Origin of the sequence: Phascolarctobacterium succinatutens (genome assembly GCF_023497905.1) — a bacterium.
Taxonomy (GTDB): Bacteria; Bacillota; Negativicutes; order Acidaminococcales; family Acidaminococcaceae; genus Phascolarctobacterium_A; species Phascolarctobacterium_A succinatutens.
This window is the reverse complement of sequence record NZ_CP097284.1, coordinates 565,053-580,955: the sequence shown is the minus strand read 5'-3', so window position 1 is coordinate 580,955 and position 15,903 is coordinate 565,053. Positions and strand designations below refer to the sequence as shown.

Below are 15,903 nucleotides of genomic sequence, written 5' to 3'. Positions count from 1 at the left end.
CTATATTTGAGACAAACTCAGACGTTTTATTGAATTTTTTCAAACTCGCCGTTGTAACGGGCATTTTCCTTATCATAGGCTGCAGGATCAGCATAGCGGTTAACCTTGCTGTTCAAAGTACAAGCCTCTTTGATGCAGTCATTAACAGCATTTTTGGTGTTGATGCGCGGGTCATCTTCACTGGCAATAACATAACCTGCTACACGCAGCATGCTGCTGTCATATTCTTTGATACCATAATCATAGCTGAAAAGCTTACCGTCTACAACGGTGCTTTCCTTCAGCGCAACCTTCACAGTGCTGTATTTGCCAACCAGCTTTTCACCGCTGCCAACACCGGCCAGATCAAGCTTCACAACAATCGGCACCCAGTTAGGACGGGTAACCAGGGATACATCTGCAGCAGTCAGTTCCTTATCCGGAGCAGCCTGCTTAATCATCTGTACAGGAAAACGCTTGCCGTAATTTTCCATGAGGAAGGCTTCAAATTCCGTCTTACCTTTCTCAACATCATTTTCAAGATTCTGCGCTTCCAGAACAGCCTCCGGAACCTGATACCACAGCACTACCTTTTTTGCAGGGGCAGCAGCGCAAACGGAACACATTAACAGACAGAGAATACAAAGAAACAGTTTTTTCATGGACCTTTCCTCCTCGCTATATTCATTAATTATATTGTAGCAAGAAAACAGCCAGCTGAAAAGAGTAATTGATAATACCTTCCTGATAAAAAACGAAAAGAGAGCAAGGCTTTTCCCTGCTCTCTCAGCAAATGACAAAATTTCTTACAGTGTTTAAAACACCAGCAAATCTACAGCCATCCAACCGGCAAATAAAATCAATATCGGGTATAAATCCTGCATAACGCTTACCTCCTACGCATATCGCAGACTTAATTCATCTTTGTTATACATAGTATAGCCTCTGAATATTAAATGCAGATTAACCTTAAGGTAAAATCCGGGTAAACAATATTCGGTTCCGTTAAGTGCTTTTATTTGTTAGTCATAACCTGTTATAATTTATAATCCTCTTTCAGCTCTGCAATATGCGCTTCCAAATCCTTGGTATTATTAAAGCCGCAGCAGTATTCAAATACCTGCGTGGCCTGCGGTGCATATTTTTTAACAGCGCCGAAATAAGCCTTCCAATCAATATCACCCTGTCCTACCGGCAGATGTGCGTCACCGTTGCCATCGTTATCGTGAACATGGCAGGCTGCTAAACGCTCACCCAATGCCTTTACTACCGCAGGAATATCCCAGCCGTTGACATGCGCATGTCCTGTATCAAGCAATGCTCCTGCCTGCGGGAAAATATCAAACAGAGCAACATATTCCGGCAAATCAAAGAGCACATTATTTTTAGTACGCAGGCCGACGTTTTCAATAAGCACCTTTACGTCATAACGTTTTCCCAGATTCATAACCTGACGCAGACGGCGGATAACACGTGCCCTCAAAAGCTCCTTGTCACCCTCAATAGCTTCATTTGTATGCACTACAACAAAATCTGCCTTGCATTTTTGCGCATAGGCAAAGGTCTTTTCTATAACACGGGCATAATTTTTCTGCTTAGAATCAGCAAGATTCAGCGCAACACAGGGAGCATGAATCGAAAGTGCACGCTCGCCCCATTCCTCAACCTGCTGTTTCCAATAATAATCCTTGCCAAACTCATAGAAGAATTCAATACCATACTGCTTATCAAGCCTCTTCATTGCATCCTTCGTAAATCCCGGAAAGAGTAAATCACTGACTTCAAATTGCATATAACTTCCTCCCTTCAAGGCTTAGCGTACCTTCGCTAAGTTTTCACCGCTTTCGGCATCAAATAAGCAAACATTTTGCCAATCAAAATTAAAGCCGCGGATATCCTCCATTTGCAGGCCTTGGTCGCTGTCCTGCAGATAAAAGCTTTCACCGGTTGCCAATTTAAGTGTAGCAGTTTTCAGGTTGCCTGTATTTTCAACAAAGTCTGCCTTACCATTAATCATAGCACTTTCAAAGCTCGGTGTGCAAGCCTCCGGGCGCAAACCGAAAAGGACCTTGCTGCGGCCGCCAAGCTCCTGCAAGCGCTCCTGCGTCAGCTTCAAAGCACAGTCACCGACAATAATTTTACCGTCTAAAATCTCTGCCTGCAGAATATTCATTGCCGGAGAACCGATAAAGGTTGCCACAAAGGTATTGGCAGGATGATGGTAAATATTTGCCGGAGTATCAATCTGCTGAATCCTGCCCTGATTCATAACAGCAATACGATGCGCTACAGTCATTGCTTCAATCTGGTCATGGGTTACATAAACCATCGTCGGCTTGAACATTTCATGGATTTTTACCAGCTCGGTACGTGCCTTCTGGCGCAACTTGGCGTCCAGATTGGATAAAGGCTCATCCAGCAGGAAGTATGGCGACTGCTTTACTAAAGCACGGCACAGGGCAACACGCTGCTTCTGGCCACCGCTCAATTCATGCGTCTTTTTATTTTCATAGCCTTCAAGATGCAGAATTTCCATCGCCATACGCGCACGCTTTTCCATTTCAGCCTGCGGCAGCTTTTGCAGCTGCAGGCCAAAGGTGATGTTGTCCCAAACGCTCAGATGCGGGAACAGGGCATAGCTTTGGAAGACCATAGCAATATTGCGCTCACCGGGAGCGATATCATTAACCACGCGGCCGTCCATGTACAGCTCTCCCTTGGTGATTTCCTCAAAGCCGGCAATCATACGCAGGGTAGTTGTCTTGCCGCAGCCGGAGGGTCCAAGCAGAATCAGACGCTCTCCCTTTCTGATATTCAAGTTTAAATCGTTAATTACGACATTGCTGCCATAAGCCTTTTGTACATGCGAAAATATAATGCTGTAATCGTTTTGTAAGTTATCCATCTTCTTATCCTTTCACGCCCGATTGCATAAATGTGTTGATAATAAATTTCTGGCAGAAGCCGTAAAGTACTAACGGAGGCAAGCTTGTCAGCGTTGCTACAGCCATGGCGATGCCCCATTCACTGCCACCCTCGGCACTGATAAACATCTGCAGCGCCAGCGGCAGTGTCAGATTTGCTTTGTCCTGCAAAATCAGCAGTGGCCAGAAATATTCGTTCCAACTGTTAATGAAAAATAAAATCGAAATAGCGAGTACCGAAGGCTTAATCAAAGGCGTAATAACCTTGAACAGTACCTGATGCGGTTTGGCGCCGTCCAGAATTGCTGCTTCCAGCAAAGGCTTGGGAATACCACGCATAGTCTGACGCATCAGGAAGATACCCATACCGTCTACAAGACCGGGAAGCATAACGCCGTAGGGAGTATCTAAAAGGCCAAGCTTAGACATCATCAGATAGTTCGGCATAATTAAAACAGTGATGGGGATGAAGAACGTCAGCAGCATACCGTTGAAAACAGTTTCCTTGTATTTGAAGTTGTAATACACAAAGGCAAAGGCTGCCAGTACGCTTGTCGCAGCCTTGCTGGCCGTAACCACGATAGCAATATAAAACGTATTCCATATATAGGTCAGCAGCGGGAAGTTGTGTAAAACCGTAGTGTAGTTGTCAAAGGTCGGCGGGAACGGCAAAGGATTCAAGGTAGATTCAAAAACCTGATTCAAATCCTTCAGCGAGGTCGAAAGCATAAACACTATCGGCCACAGCATCAGGAAAACCGCAATGAGCAAAAATGCATGCCAATACCATTCATTCTGCAGCTTAGTTTTCATAGTACACCTTCTTTTCCAGATATTTATTCTTCACAAAGAGGAAGGCAAGGTAGCAGACCATGGTGATAACCGCATAGGCTGCACTGGTGCCTGCCTTGAAGAAGGTGAAGGCATATTGGTAAATAATATATACAAGGTTACTGCTGCCCTGATCCGGACCGCCCTGCGTCAGCATATTTACAGGCACAAGCACGTACTGCAGACCAAAAACCACCGTTATCGTAAAGACATAAATTGCAGTAGAAGAAGTCATCGGCAAAATAATTTTTTTGAAGATAACCCAGTTGGAAGCATTCTCCAGCTTGGCAGCTTCAATCATTTCTTTGGGAACCGCAACCATAGCAGCCAGCATTACGATAAGATTATAGCCGAAAACCTTCCAGCCGATAATCGTGCAGATAGCGAAAATAACCAGATAGTTTTCTTTAAACCAACGCGGTGAAGCGATATCAAACTGGCTGAGAACAATGTTAATCGGTCCGGCAAGCGGATTGTAAATCCACAGGAACAAAATACTTGCTACCGCCAGTGATAACGTTGACGGCAGAAACAGCGCGCTACGGTAGAATGCCGTCCACCGATGCACTAAATGTCCCAGGATAAACGAATAAAAATAAGGCAGAACGAAATTCAGCACCAGCATAATGGCTACAAACAAAACGGTGTTGATTAAAATTTTAATCAGCTCGGCAGAGCTGAAGATAGTGATAAAATTGTCCAGGCCCACAAATTTTTGATAAGGGCTGATCATATTCCAGGAAAAAACACTCAGATAAATATTCTGCAGCAGCGGCCAATAATAAAATACCAGAAAAAGTACGGCAGCAGGCAGCAAATAAAGTATTGCTTCCTTGTTGTTCTTACTCATAGCAACCTCCTTTGCGCTATTAGCAAAATAAGCTGCCGCAACTGCGACAGCTTATTTATCAGACTAATTACAGCAGCTTGTTAATTTTTTCTGCGGTTTGATGTAAAGCATCCTGTGCACTCATTTTGCCGCTCAGGATGATATCACGAGCATCAATCAGCAGTTGTTCAGCCTGCAGACCGTTAGCACCCGGGAAGCTAGCCCATTTGGTAACCTTAGTCATTTCCTGCAGAGCCATTTTAATGTTGGGGTTTTCATCAGCAAGCTTTTTGAAGCCCTTCGGATCATCAGCTACGCCTTTGCGTGGAGGCAGGTAACCGGTACCGGTGCTCCATTTAGCAAGTGCTTCCGGAGATTCCAGATATTTGATGAACTCGATAGCAGCCTTTTGCTTTTCAGCATCTTTGGAGAATACCATCAGGAAGTTGCCGCCTGCAGGAATCTTGGTCGGTTTGTTGCCGAAAGCAGGGAACGGAGAAGCCATTACTTTGAACTTAGCGCCCTTTTCGAAGTTAGCACGTTTACCGATGGTGGTGCAAACCATGCCCAGCTTGCCGCTCAGATAAGCTTGGAAGCCTTCTTCGTTGGTAGCATGCAGGCCGCTGCCGTTTTTAACCATATCAGCTACAACCTGATAAGCTGCAGCAGATTCCGGAGTATCAAAACCGGCTTTAACCTTACCGTCAACCTTAGTCAGCATTTGGCCGCCGTTGGATTCGATCAGAGCCTGTTGAGTCCAGTTATCGGCATATTCCTGCATGAAGAAGCCCATATTGCCGGTTTTATCTTTAATTTGTTTAGCTGCCTTGCTAACCTCTTCCCAGGTTTTAGGCGGATTTTTCGGATCTAAGCCGGCTTTTTCAAAAATTTCCGGATTGTAGAAGAGTACAGGAACACTTACGGAATACGGCAGACCGATTTGCTTGCCGTCTTCTGTTTGTGCCAGCTGCAGTACGTTCGGCAGATAATTGTCTTTCATAAAGTTTTCATCGCCGGCAGCTTTAAACGCTTCGTTCAAATCGGTGTATTTAAAGTTTTCAGCAGCGTAGTTCAGGAAGGAATAACCCATTTGTACTACGTCCGGATTCTTACCGGAAGCCATAGCAGCCTGCAGGTTTTGTGTCAGGCCTTTGTACATATCCGGGTTATATTTTTCTACTACTTCAATGTTCGGGTGAGTTTTGTTGAAGTCGGCAACCAATTCCTTTACGGTTGCGCCGCCAAAGCTCTCAGCAGCAACGTGCCAGTATTCAATCTGCACCTTTTTGCCGGTGTCGGCACTTTTCTTATCGCTACCGCAACCAACAAGTGCAGTAGTTGCCAGCAGGGAAATCATTGCTGCTGCCAAAACTTTTTTCAGTTTCATTTTCATTCCTCCGTTTACTGATATTCCACAAAAATTATTGTTGTCATTTCTACAACGTGCTTTTATTGTAACGGATGAATGTAAAATCCAAAGTAAGCTTGCGGTTAAATCTGTGTTAAAAAGGTTACAGAAATGAGAAAAATACCCTTGTGCTTACTCTAGCGCCAAGCAATTCAACTTATTGAAATCACAGTACTGCTTAATAAGCATAAAAACTTTGACTATCATAAAGCTTTATAAACGTCCCGCGTTTCGACAGAAGTTTTTATCATCCCCACCAATATTCGCATACACTTTTCTTTATACAAAACTCTGCATTTGCGATAACTTTAGTTTTTAAAGTTATTCTTTTATACATTGTTGCATTTGCAGTTGACAAGAAGAATTTTCGCTTTGTAAAATAAATTAAGAGGAGTATTTTTCTTTTTATTGCTTTGACGGAGGTGAAGCCATGTTACGAAAATTATCAGCCGTTTTTTTACTCATACTGACCTCACTTGGATTTATAGCAGGCAATGTCAACGCCGCTAATGAGCAAGCAAAGCAAGAGGTTGTTTTCGCCGACGCCGGCTGGGACAGTGTCAAATTTCACAACGCCGTTGCTGGTTTCATCGGCACTCACGCCTATAATATCACGCCTAAGATTATCAGTGGCTCTACACCTATCATCCAGACGGCGCTGCTCCGTGGCGACGTAGATGTGCATATGGAGCTGTGGACCGATAACGTGCCTACCTTTGAAGCTGACATGAAAACCGGCAAGCTGCTCAATCTGGGCATCAACTTTGATGATGATAAGCAGGGCCTTTATGTTCCCCGCTATCTTATTGAGGGTGACGCCAAGCGCGGCATCAAGGCACTCGCTCCGGATTTGAAAACCGTCAAAGACCTGGCACGCTATGCACATCTTTTCAAGGATCCTGAAGATCCCTCCAAGGGCCGTCTTTACGGCGCTATCCCCGGCTGGAGCATTGATAAGATACTTTATTTAAAATATGAAGCCTACGGCTTAAATAAAAATTACGTCTACTTCCGTTCCGGCAGTGAGCCGGCGCTGAACAGCGCCTTCCTCGCCGCCTACACTAAGGGCGAACCGATTGTAGGCTACAACTACGAGCCGACATGGCTCACCGGCAAGCTGGACCTCGTTCTGCTGCAGGACGAGCCCTACAACGAAGTCGGCTTTCAGCGCGGCCTGACGGAAGCACGCTCCGTTCCCGTCTGCATCGTTGCCAACAAACAGCTGCAAAGCAAAGCACCGGAGTTTATTGCCTTCCTGCAAAAATATCACACAACCAGCGCACTCACCGCGGAAGCGTTGGCGCACATTGCAGATACCAAATGCACCTATGACGAGGCTGCCATCTGGTTCATGCAGCGCCACCCCGAGCTGCTTGCACAGTGGCTGCCTGAGGATAAGCTGCAAAGCATCAACAAAGCACTCAAAGGAGATAATGCTGCTGCAGCCAACTGGCTTCTTAGCTTTCCCGAAGAAGTTCAGGTGGACTGGACTAAGCCCATCGACAATTTCGTCAACTACATCAACACCACCTACGCCAGCTTCTTCAATAAGGTGAGGGATATTCTTACCTGGTGTATTCTTTCTATCGAACGATTGCTGAACTTTATTCCCTGGTGGCTGACTATCATCGCTATTGCTGCCTTGGGCAAGGTGCTTACCGGCAAGCTGTCGCGCGGTATTATCTATGGGATAGGACTGTTCGCCATCGGTGCCTTAGGCTACTGGAGCATGATGAACGAAACACTGGCAGTAGTTATTTCCTCGGTTATCATCTCGCTGCTTTTAGGCCTGCCCATCGGCATTCTTGTGTCCACCAGCAGGCTGGCAAACAGCCTGCTGCGTCCTCTGCTTGACGCTATGCAGACTATGCCCACCTTTGTCTATATGATTCCCGCGGTTATGCTGCTCGGTCCCGGCAAGGTGCCTGCTGTTCTTGCTACGGTAGTTTATGCCATTGTGCCTGTAATCCGCTTAACCAGCCACGGTATTCAGCAGGTTGACCCCAACGTTGTCGAAGCCTCCGCTGCCTTCGGCGCTTCGCGTTGGCAAACACTGTTCAAGGTGCAGATTCCGCAGGCCATGCCTACGATTATGACAGGCATCAACCAAACTATGATGATGGCTGTAGCGATGGTTGTAACCTGCGCGATGATTGGTGCCAACGGCCTCGGCATGGAGGTGCTGATTGCCATCAACCGTACCGAATCCGGTCGTGGACTCATCGCCGGTATTTCTATCGTTATTATCGCGATTATCATTGACCGCCTGACGCAAAGTCTGGCTGACAAGAAAAAGGAGGGAAAATAAATGACTGTACCCGTATTACAAGTAAAAAACCTGTACAAGCTGTTTATTCCTCTGGAGCATTCGCAAAACGAGAAAAAAGCTATGGCCATGCTGGAGCAAGGCGCATCCCGCACCGAGGTGCAGGAAGTCACCGGCATCACCGCAGGTCTGATTGATATAAATTTTACGGTCAACAAAGGCGAAGTATTTGTCCTCATCGGTCTTTCCGGCAGCGGCAAATCCACGCTTATCCGTTGCCTGAATATGCTTAACCCACCAACCTCTGGCACAGTTTACCTTGAGGGCGATAACATTACCGATTTCAGCAGCAAACAGCTGCAGGAGCTGCGCCGCACTAAGGTTGCCATGGTGTTCCAGAACTTCGGACTTATCAGCAACCGTAATGTTTTGGAAAACACCTATTATGGTTTGGAAATACGCGGCGTACCGCTGAAGGAACGTACCGAAAAGGCTATGCAGATGCTGGAAATGGTTGGCCTGCAAGGCTGGGAAAAAACTCGCATCAGTGCGCTTTCCGGCGGTATGAAGCAACGCGTCGGCATCGCCCGCGCACTTGCCAACGATCCCGATATCCTGCTGATGGACGAAGCATTTTCCGCGCTCGACCCCTTGGTACGCAACGATTTACAGTTCGAGCTGTTGCGTATTCAGGAAAAAACAGGTAAGACCATTGTTTTTATCACGCATGATATCAACGAAGCCTTCCGTCTGGGAACACACGTCGGCATTTTGCGCGACGGCCGCATGGTGCAAATCGGTACGCCGGAGGAAATGATTACCAATCCCGCAGATGACTATGTGCGCAGCTTTATCAATAATGCCGATTCCAGTAAGATCTTCACTGTACGTAACGTAATGAGTACGCAGACATGTATCGTGCGCAATATCGACGGTGCTGCCGTTGCTCTGCGCAATATGAAAAACAGCGGCGTGTCCAGTGCTTACGTAGTTGACGAACATCTGCGCTTTATCGGTATCATTACCTTGGATAGCGCTATGCAGGTGCTTTCCGGCTATACAACCTTTGATAAAAGCATTCTGCGCAATGTGCCTGTGATAGATAATCTTGATACACCCGTGGCAGATATTATGCCGCTTTCGGCAAGCACGCCCTTCCCTCTGCCTGTAATTGACGATAATAAACTGTTTTGCGGTATTGTCACCAAAGCTTCCGTGATATCCTCCTTTGTCACCAACTGAACTCTCATCCTCCCGCAAACAGCAAAAAAGCTGATGCTCCGGCAGTTCCCTGCCTTAGCATCAGCTTTTTATTTGCATTTATTATTCAACATGTACAACGTTAGTTGCCTGTTCGCCACGGTCGCCCTGGATAACGTCAAATTCTACGTTCCAGCCTTCTTCCAAGGTTTTAAAGCCTTCGCTTTTAATACCGGAGAAGTGAACGAACAAATCCTTGCCGCCTTCTCTTTGGATAAAACCATAGCCCTTTTCTGCATTAAACCATTTAACTTTGCCTGTCATCTGTAGGCCTCCCTAATTACTATTTGAGCCTCTAAAACTCACTTAGCTTATTATAGCCTATATGTACAGGAAAAGCAAATATTTGTCTGAATCTTTATAATTTTATTCTGCAATGCGAGCTTGCCATGTCTGCAGCAAAGCGAGCTTCTGCTCCCGGCGCAGCTTTTTTATGGCACACTCGCGCCGCAAAGCAGCTTCCTTATCCGGCAGCTCTTCGCTGTAGACCAGCTCCAAAGGACCGCGTCCACGCGTATATTTGGCGCCGCGTCCGCTGTTATGCATTGCCAGACGGTGCTCCAGATCATTAGTCCAGCCTGTATATAAGCTGCCGTCCTTGCAGCGCAGCATATATACAAACGCCGCCATTTATTTTACAACCTCTACCTTTTCCATGGTCACAGCTTCGCGCGGACGGTCACGGAAATCAGTCGGTACTACGCCGATCAGGCGAACAACATCCATGCCTTCAACAACTTTGCCGAAAATTGCATGGTGGCCGTTCAGCCAGGGAGTCGGTGCCAGAGTGATGAAGAACTGGCTGCCGCCGGTGTTCGGGCCTGCATTAGCCATGGACAGAATGCCCTCGTCATCATGCTTCAGTCCTTCACCGAATTCGTCTTTAATCTTGTAGCCGGGGCCGCCCATACCAGTACCGGTCGGGTCGCCGCCCTGAATCATAAAGCCGTCGATTACACGGTGGAAAATAATACCGTCGTAGAAGCCTTTTTCAACCAGCTCAATAAAGTTTTTAGTAGTCAGCGGAGCCTTGTCCTCAAACATTTCGGCAACGAAAACACCTTTATTAGTCGTAAATTTAATTTTTCTGTTTTCACTCATTGATATTTACCTCCAGAATAGCTTTAAAATACTTCATGCTTCAGCAGCGCAACAAACAGATAGATACCGCAGCCTGCCGCAGCACCTACAGCCGGCATTAAAGACGGTACGATAGCATTGCCATGCAAAAATGTCAGACTGAACAGCATCATGCAGAAATAACCCTGCATGGTCTGCAAACGCTTCGGCAACAGACGCTTGCCGTTTTTATCACCCTTGGACTTCACGTAGTCTGCCACGCGGATTTCCGGCAGAAAAAGAATGAAGGCCAGTGCCATGATAATAATATTGCTCATGGACAGCTCATTGGCAACAGTATCATACTTCGCAAAAAGCAAGCAAGCCAGAGAAATACCTGCCAGGTAAAGGCTACGGAAATAGCCTGCCTGAATTTGGCTTTCCAGAATATAGGCAGCACCGGTCAGCAGCGGAAATACCCACAAGCCTTGCAGTCCGAGCCAGGCAGCACTGCCAATCATAATAACGTTATCAATCAGACGATGTCTGTCACCGGAGCTGCGGTTCAGCATACGCAGGATAAAGAGCAGCCACAGCATTACCAGGATATTGCCCTCGCCCATAAAATAGGTTGCTACCAACGTCAGACCGCCGCCGATAAAACCGCCCAGCTGACGGTCAGGGTCAAGCTCCAAAGCCAGCATATAGCTAAAGAGGAAGGATAAAGCATAGCCCAAAGCACTTACAACAGCAGCGCCTGAATCCATACCGGTAGAGCATTTCCACAGCGTTACCACAACGGAAATAGCAACAGCGCACATCATAGCAATACGCACCGGCTTTTTGTCAAAGTCAATTGGGCGTCCCAGACCAAGATACTCGCTTATGCCCGTAGGATCGTAAGCGGCAGGCTGATCACCTGCATATTTATTACTTTTTTTCGACATATCATCACACCTTATCTGTAAGATTTTAACTATTTTATTATACCACAAGTGCAGTGTCTAGTCATTATGTAAAACAGATAAAGGTCGGCAGAAAGTCAGAATATAGCAAAAAAGTTTCCCCGACGCACATTCAGTACGCGGGGAAAGCTTTCAACTCATTATGAAATTTTTATCAGAAGGTTTCTGCCAGCTCCGCCAGTGTCAAAGCAAAGGCTGTCGTTCTGGGAACTGCGGTGTTCAAATCTACAGATTCATGGTCGGTATGCTCATCATAGTTTTCTACGCCCAAAGCATCCAGTGTCGGTACGAACTTCGCTGTGCGGTTACCGTCGGTCAGACCGCCTGCTACCCATTCGTTCACCTCAGCGCCGTATTCCTCTTTGACGATGCGCTTATATACATCAACCATCTTCTGCGCCTGTGCGGTTTTCTGCATCGGTCCGGTAACAATGCCGCCGGTAATCTTTATGCTGGTGCCGGGGATAACCACCTTATCTGCCAGTGCCTTAACCTCAGCATCAATGCGCTGTTGTTCTTCAATCGTAAAGCAACGGATATTTACCTCGCAGAAGGCATCACCCGGAATAACGCTGATTTTGTCATTGGTAGAACCGATTACACCAACATTTACGGTATTCTGCGGAATGAACTGGCCTGCATCCACAATGCCGCGCGCCTTCAGCGCTGCTGCCGTATAATCCTCCGGATTTCCCGGCATGGGGCTGGCAAGCTTCTGCAGCTCGGTAATCGTGTATGCCAGCTGGTGAATAGCGTTAGCGCAGGATTGAGATGCGTTGCCGTGGTGTCCGCCCTTACCGGTAACCTCAACGCGATATTTGGCATTTCCCTTACGCTGGGTAACAATGCCCCAGTTCGGACGGGCAACGTCCATAATAATCGCAAAGTCGGACTGCTGTGACAGCTCTGCCACGATATCCTCGGCAGTCTTGCTGCCACCCTCCTCTTCACCGTTAGTGTAATAAATAATTTCCTTAAAATTATCAAAGCCTGCAGCCTTCAAGGCCTCCAAGCCATATATAACCTCTACAACGGTAGCCTTGTCATCGCCTACGCCCGGTCCCCAGGCAAAGTTATTTTCGTCAACATGGAACGGACGACGTGCAGCTTCACCCTTTTTAAATACTGTATCAACATGGGCAACAAGCAGAATCGTGTATTTGCCTGTTCCCTTTAAGCGGGAAATCAGATGGCAGGCTCTGTCATTATATCTGAACTCCGTGGTAGCACCGATAGCTGTCATTTTTTCAGCAACAAATTTATTTGCTGCCTCTGTGCCTTCTCTGTCACCATTACCGGAGTCAATATTGGTCAAGGCTTCCAAATCCTTCACATAATCCTCATAATGCTCGGCAATATACTTTTTTACGGCTTCTCTCATTTTATTACCCCTTTCGTATTCGGAATCATATTTATATTTATTCGTTAGGGTGTGTAAAAAATCCTGCCACAGGAGATTTTTTTAAGTTGATAAAGTGAAAAGCAACAGCCATTACTGACTGTTGCTTTGCCAAACTTTATATATTTTTCAGTGAGTGCCGTCTACGATGGTAATTCCTGCTTTCTGCAGTTCATCAATAATCTCTTTAATCTTGGGACAGAGATGCTTTTCTCCATTGTCATCCTTTTTGTGCGTGCAGTGGCTGATATGCAAAGCATCCAGTTCCAACGCCTTCATACGCTCTATCTTCTTGCGGATGCCTTCCTGGTTTTCCAGCATGGAATCACCACAACCATTACAGGTCCACATCGCCATCAGACGCAGCTCCTCATCACCATACTGGGCAAAGGCTTTATCCTTTTCATACAGAGCACGCAGGCAACCTGCTCCCGCACAGGAAGCGGAGGTTTTCAGGCAGCGCAGAATTGCTATTTTCTTCATAATATATTCCTCCAAAAAATAACTTGCAGGCATTGTAAGCCTTGCTGTTCATTTGATTTTATCATTATTGAGGAGGGTTGGCAATAGACAGCTTGTGCAATGTCGACAGATGAAAATATAATTTATCTGCTTTCAAAAACCTGTTAACTGCTACGCCTTTCCTATTTTTTCTGCAGCTTAGCAACACTTTCCTCAGGCATCTGCATAGCCTCAGCAACATCAGCCATGCTCATGCCTTTAGCCAGCAGGCGTTTGGCAATAGCTTCATTCAGGCTTCCCTGCTCCTGCAACTCATGCAGATAGCTTGCACGAATTGCCATAGCATCCTTTTCGACAGCAACCTTGTCACCGACAACCTGTTGAGCAATTTCATAGCAGATTTCATCCTTCAGCTTTTGGTAATGACCATCGAGAATACGGGTATCTGCAGGTGTGTGATTAACATAGCTTGCTCTGATAGGCATTTCATCATTCGCATTAGTGCTTTTATTGTGTAAAAGATACGCTCCCAGCTCATGTAAAACTTCTTCTTTTAAAGCCTGATAATGAGTATCTATAATATTGTAATCATCCAAGTTATGATTCACGAAGCTGGACCTTATCGGCATTTCTGCATTTTCTGTATCTAGCTTGCTACCAAGCAAACGCTCAACTATCCCTTTACGAATCTCATTTTTCACTTCTTGTTGATTTTTGTTAAACTCTTCAGCCATAATATAAGCCTCCTTTTAACATCAGCAGCTATCATAACTGCTTTTGCGCACCAAGACAACAGTCTTCAAAGCAATTAATTATATATATCATTTAACTACTTTTTTCATTCGCTATTTTATCACTATTCCTAATTGATTGCAAGAAAACTTAGGAATATATCTTTATTATTTATAAAGCAAAAAGCTGCAGGCAGGACTTCTGCCCACAGCTTGAAAACCATATTAATCTCACTTTGCTCTTGAATTGATTACATCAACAATGACAGTGCCATACAGGCCCTTTGCATCATAAAACTTGATTTTCCCCTGCTGTACATGGTACTTTTGCAGCTGCTCCAGCGAAAAATACAGCTCAGCACTCACTGACATCTGTCCCTTGTACTGCTTTATCATCTCATCAGGCGCCAGCTTTTTCCACAAGCCTTTTTTGCTGCTGCGCGACAGCAACATCTGCAGGCCTTCGCCCTCGCAGCGCAGCTGCGCTTGCTTATCCTCCGGTAGCAAGCGTAAATATAAGGTATAGATATTAGGCTGCAGCAAATATTTCAGCTCGCCCTCCTTGCCCAGGTCTATCCGGCAATGCACCTCCTGCCCCCGTGCCAGCTTGGCACGGAAATAGTGCTTGTCGTAATTATTTTCACTGCGGAAAAACACCAGACCTACCATTACTGCCGCCATCAAAAGAAAGGCAACTACACGCTTCAACATTTGCTTATTCATGCTGCACCACCCCGCTATGATAACGTTTGTAAATTGCCTTGCCTGCCAAAAGCAGTAAAGCAACAATTCCCGGCGCGCAATTCAAGCTGCAGCTGCCGCAAATCCCTGTACAACCTGCCCCCTGCGTAGTAATGCCGCTGACGGGAATTCCCATTGCCGCAATAAAATTTATCAGCTTACCTTTCATATGCGTTTCCTCCCGTAGCTAATAGCCTGCACCGGGCAAGCATGCTTACAAACACCACAGCAGATACAATTATGTTGGTTAATCTGCGCTTTGCCTTCAGCAAGCTCAGCGGATTCCATAGGGCATTTCTTTTCGCATAAGCCACAACCTATGCATTGGTTTTTGTCTACACGCATGCGCAGTACAAACGGCAGCTTGCAGCCTATGGCATGCATCAGTCCCTGCGCAGCACCTACCGGGCACAAAAAATTGCAGAAGCCGCGACCACCTTTTGTGAAGATACCAAAGACGAGCACCCACATAATTGCTGTCAGTAGCAGACTGGATGTCAGCGAAATAAAGTAACCTCGTGTATAATAGTTGGCCAGTAAATCGAACAAAAAGAAGTTGCAATAGGAGCATGCCAGAATGCCACCGAAAAAGGGCACAAGGCAAAAGCCTGCCAGCATACCATAACGGATGGGGGCAATTTCTGTATAACGATGCCAGCTGATTTGAAATTTTGACGGCATCAGCTTCGACAGATATTCGGTAAACGCACCCGCCGGGCACAACCTGCCGCAAAAAACAGGCCCCAGGAAGAAGGCTGCTGCCAATAGCAGTAATGTGCTCAGCATGCTTATCGGTGTCAGTCGCCAGATTATTCCGTCCAACACATGCTCTATCGGTATACGAAAGCAAAGGCCGTGAATACTCTGCGGCTGCCAGCTTCCGTAAAGCAAATAGAACAGGCAGCGCTGAAAGAGCGCCACCGGCGCATAAAACAATATAAAGCCAAGAGCGTAACCGGTTAAACGTTTAAGGTTATATAACATAGGCAATCACCTCGATAACAAATAGGGATAGGGTAACTCAAACACCCTATCCCTATTTTAAGCTA

The 15,903-nt window shown here is 46.2% G+C and carries 18 protein-coding genes; 2 read left to right on the top strand and 16 right to left on the bottom strand.

Going from position 1 to position 15,903, the window contains the following annotated elements; translation table 11 throughout:
• Window positions 1-26: 26 nt before the first annotated feature.
• The 6 genes from M5E81_RS02790 to M5E81_RS02765 form a co-directional block, all read right to left on the bottom strand.
• Entirely contained in the window at window positions 27-641 is a 615-nt protein-coding gene (locus tag M5E81_RS02790) for a hypothetical protein (protein WP_249747824.1), read from the bottom strand.
• 374 nt (window positions 642-1,015) lie between these two features.
• Window positions 1,016-1,771 (bottom strand): sugar phosphate isomerase/epimerase family protein, encoded by a 756-nt coding sequence (locus M5E81_RS02785; protein WP_009145562.1) that lies wholly within the window; start codon window positions 1,769-1,771, stop codon window positions 1,016-1,018.
• A 21-nt stretch (window positions 1,772-1,792) separates the two neighbouring features.
• A complete protein-coding gene (locus tag M5E81_RS02780; RefSeq protein ID WP_249747823.1) occupies window positions 1,793-2,884 on the bottom strand; it encodes an ABC transporter ATP-binding protein in 1,092 nt (363 codons plus the stop codon).
• 4 nt (window positions 2,885-2,888) lie between these two features.
• The gene (locus M5E81_RS02775; RefSeq protein ID WP_249747822.1) at window positions 2,889-3,716 is read right to left on the bottom strand and encodes a carbohydrate ABC transporter permease; all 828 of its coding nucleotides are present in this window, start codon (window positions 3,714-3,716) and stop codon (window positions 2,889-2,891) included.
• Window positions 3,706-4,584, bottom strand: a complete 879-nt coding sequence (locus tag M5E81_RS02770) for a carbohydrate ABC transporter permease (protein ID WP_249747821.1) — start codon at window positions 4,582-4,584, stop codon at window positions 3,706-3,708. The genes M5E81_RS02775 and M5E81_RS02770 overlap by 11 nt, the downstream gene beginning before the upstream one ends.
• A gap of 67 nt (window positions 4,585-4,651) precedes the next feature.
• Entirely contained in the window at window positions 4,652-5,956 is a 1,305-nt protein-coding gene (locus tag M5E81_RS02765; protein ID WP_407725361.1) for an ABC transporter substrate-binding protein, read from the bottom strand.
• A 445-nt stretch (window positions 5,957-6,401) separates the two neighbouring features.
• On the opposite strand from M5E81_RS02765, the gene M5E81_RS02760 reads away from it, so the two are divergent.
• Together M5E81_RS02760 and M5E81_RS02755 are read left to right on the top strand one after the other, a co-directional pair.
• A complete protein-coding gene (locus tag M5E81_RS02760) occupies window positions 6,402-8,279 on the top strand; it encodes a glycine betaine ABC transporter substrate-binding protein (RefSeq protein WP_249747819.1) in 1,878 nt (625 codons plus the stop codon).
• The gene (locus M5E81_RS02755) at window positions 8,280-9,479 is read left to right on the top strand and encodes a quaternary amine ABC transporter ATP-binding protein (protein WP_249747818.1); all 1,200 of its coding nucleotides are present in this window, start codon (window positions 8,280-8,282) and stop codon (window positions 9,477-9,479) included.
• 81 nt (window positions 9,480-9,560) lie between these two features.
• Here the strand turns inward: M5E81_RS02755 and M5E81_RS02750 are convergent, their stop codons facing one another.
• From M5E81_RS02750 to M5E81_RS02705, 10 genes are all read right to left on the bottom strand, one after another.
• Window positions 9,561-9,761, bottom strand: a complete 201-nt coding sequence (locus tag M5E81_RS02750) for a cold shock domain-containing protein (protein WP_009145305.1) — start codon at window positions 9,759-9,761, stop codon at window positions 9,561-9,563.
• A 102-nt stretch (window positions 9,762-9,863) separates the two neighbouring features.
• Window positions 9,864-10,127 carry a GIY-YIG nuclease family protein gene (locus tag M5E81_RS02745; RefSeq protein ID WP_009145306.1) on the bottom strand — a complete coding sequence of 88 codons (264 nt, stop codon included), beginning with the start codon at window positions 10,125-10,127 and terminating at the stop codon, window positions 9,864-9,866.
• The gene (locus tag M5E81_RS02740) at window positions 10,128-10,598 is read right to left on the bottom strand and encodes a peptidylprolyl isomerase (RefSeq protein ID WP_009145307.1); all 471 of its coding nucleotides are present in this window, start codon (window positions 10,596-10,598) and stop codon (window positions 10,128-10,130) included.
• A gap of 23 nt (window positions 10,599-10,621) precedes the next feature.
• Entirely contained in the window at window positions 10,622-11,503 is an 882-nt protein-coding gene (locus M5E81_RS11475) for a hypothetical protein (protein ID WP_210683966.1), read from the bottom strand.
• Between the two features lie 172 nt (window positions 11,504-11,675).
• The gene (locus tag M5E81_RS02730; protein ID WP_249747817.1) at window positions 11,676-12,902 is read right to left on the bottom strand and encodes a M20/M25/M40 family metallo-hydrolase; all 1,227 of its coding nucleotides are present in this window, start codon (window positions 12,900-12,902) and stop codon (window positions 11,676-11,678) included.
• Window positions 12,903-13,049: 147 nt separating this feature from the next.
• Complete coding sequence (locus M5E81_RS02725) at window positions 13,050-13,403, bottom strand: CGGC domain-containing protein (RefSeq protein WP_249747816.1); 354 nt, start codon at window positions 13,401-13,403, stop codon at window positions 13,050-13,052.
• Window positions 13,404-13,564: 161 nt separating this feature from the next.
• Entirely contained in the window at window positions 13,565-14,116 is a 552-nt protein-coding gene (locus M5E81_RS02720) for a hypothetical protein (protein ID WP_249747815.1), read from the bottom strand.
• Between the two features lie 228 nt (window positions 14,117-14,344).
• On the bottom strand, window positions 14,345-14,836 hold the full coding sequence (locus M5E81_RS02715; RefSeq protein WP_249747814.1) for a hypothetical protein: 492 nt from the start codon (window positions 14,834-14,836) through the stop codon (window positions 14,345-14,347).
• Entirely contained in the window at window positions 14,829-15,023 is a 195-nt protein-coding gene (locus M5E81_RS02710) for a hypothetical protein (RefSeq protein ID WP_249747813.1), read from the bottom strand. The genes M5E81_RS02715 and M5E81_RS02710 overlap by 8 nt, the downstream gene beginning before the upstream one ends.
• Window positions 15,020-15,838, bottom strand: a complete 819-nt coding sequence (locus tag M5E81_RS02705) for a 4Fe-4S binding protein (protein ID WP_249747812.1) — start codon at window positions 15,836-15,838, stop codon at window positions 15,020-15,022. Before M5E81_RS02705 ends, M5E81_RS02710 begins: the two co-directional genes overlap by 4 nt.
• Window positions 15,839-15,903 lie beyond the last annotated feature (65 nt).

What these genes read in the sequence shown, in the direction of transcription:
- M5E81_RS02750 (WP_009145305.1), bottom strand. Translation starts at nt 9,761, where the DNA reads ATGACAGGCAAAGTTAAATGGTTTAATGCAGAAAAGGGCTATGGTTTT.
- M5E81_RS02705 (WP_249747812.1), bottom strand. Translation starts at nt 15,838, where the DNA reads ATGTTATATAACCTTAAACGTTTAACCGGTTACGCTCTTGGCTTTATA.
- M5E81_RS02760 (WP_249747819.1), top strand. Translation starts at nt 6,402, where the DNA reads ATGTTACGAAAATTATCAGCCGTTTTTTTACTCATACTGACCTCACTT.
- M5E81_RS02780 (WP_249747823.1), bottom strand. Translation starts at nt 2,884, where the DNA reads ATGGATAACTTACAAAACGATTACAGCATTATATTTTCGCATGTACAA.
- M5E81_RS02755 (WP_249747818.1), top strand. Translation starts at nt 8,280, where the DNA reads ATGACTGTACCCGTATTACAAGTAAAAAACCTGTACAAGCTGTTTATT.
- M5E81_RS02785 (WP_009145562.1), bottom strand. Translation starts at nt 1,771, where the DNA reads ATGCAATTTGAAGTCAGTGATTTACTCTTTCCGGGATTTACGAAGGAT.
- M5E81_RS02790 (WP_249747824.1), bottom strand. Translation starts at nt 641, where the DNA reads ATGAAAAAACTGTTTCTTTGTATTCTCTGTCTGTTAATGTGTTCCGTT.
- M5E81_RS02770 (WP_249747821.1), bottom strand. Translation starts at nt 4,584, where the DNA reads ATGAGTAAGAACAACAAGGAAGCAATACTTTATTTGCTGCCTGCTGCC.
- M5E81_RS02775 (WP_249747822.1), bottom strand. Translation starts at nt 3,716, where the DNA reads ATGAAAACTAAGCTGCAGAATGAATGGTATTGGCATGCATTTTTGCTC.
- M5E81_RS02725 (WP_249747816.1), bottom strand. Translation starts at nt 13,403, where the DNA reads ATGAAGAAAATAGCAATTCTGCGCTGCCTGAAAACCTCCGCTTCCTGT.
- M5E81_RS02740 (WP_009145307.1), bottom strand. Translation starts at nt 10,598, where the DNA reads ATGAGTGAAAACAGAAAAATTAAATTTACGACTAATAAAGGTGTTTTC.
- M5E81_RS02715 (WP_249747814.1), bottom strand. Translation starts at nt 14,836, where the DNA reads ATGAATAAGCAAATGTTGAAGCGTGTAGTTGCCTTTCTTTTGATGGCG.
- M5E81_RS02710 (WP_249747813.1), bottom strand. Translation starts at nt 15,023, where the DNA reads ATGAAAGGTAAGCTGATAAATTTTATTGCGGCAATGGGAATTCCCGTC.
- M5E81_RS02765 (WP_407725361.1), bottom strand. Translation starts at nt 5,956, where the DNA reads ATGAAAATGAAACTGAAAAAAGTTTTGGCAGCAGCAATGATTTCCCTG.
- M5E81_RS02745 (WP_009145306.1), bottom strand. Translation starts at nt 10,127, where the DNA reads ATGGCGGCGTTTGTATATATGCTGCGCTGCAAGGACGGCAGCTTATAT.
- M5E81_RS02730 (WP_249747817.1), bottom strand. Translation starts at nt 12,902, where the DNA reads ATGAGAGAAGCCGTAAAAAAGTATATTGCCGAGCATTATGAGGATTAT.
- M5E81_RS02720 (WP_249747815.1), bottom strand. Translation starts at nt 14,116, where the DNA reads ATGGCTGAAGAGTTTAACAAAAATCAACAAGAAGTGAAAAATGAGATT.
- M5E81_RS11475 (WP_210683966.1), bottom strand. Translation starts at nt 11,503, where the DNA reads ATGTCGAAAAAAAGTAATAAATATGCAGGTGATCAGCCTGCCGCTTAC.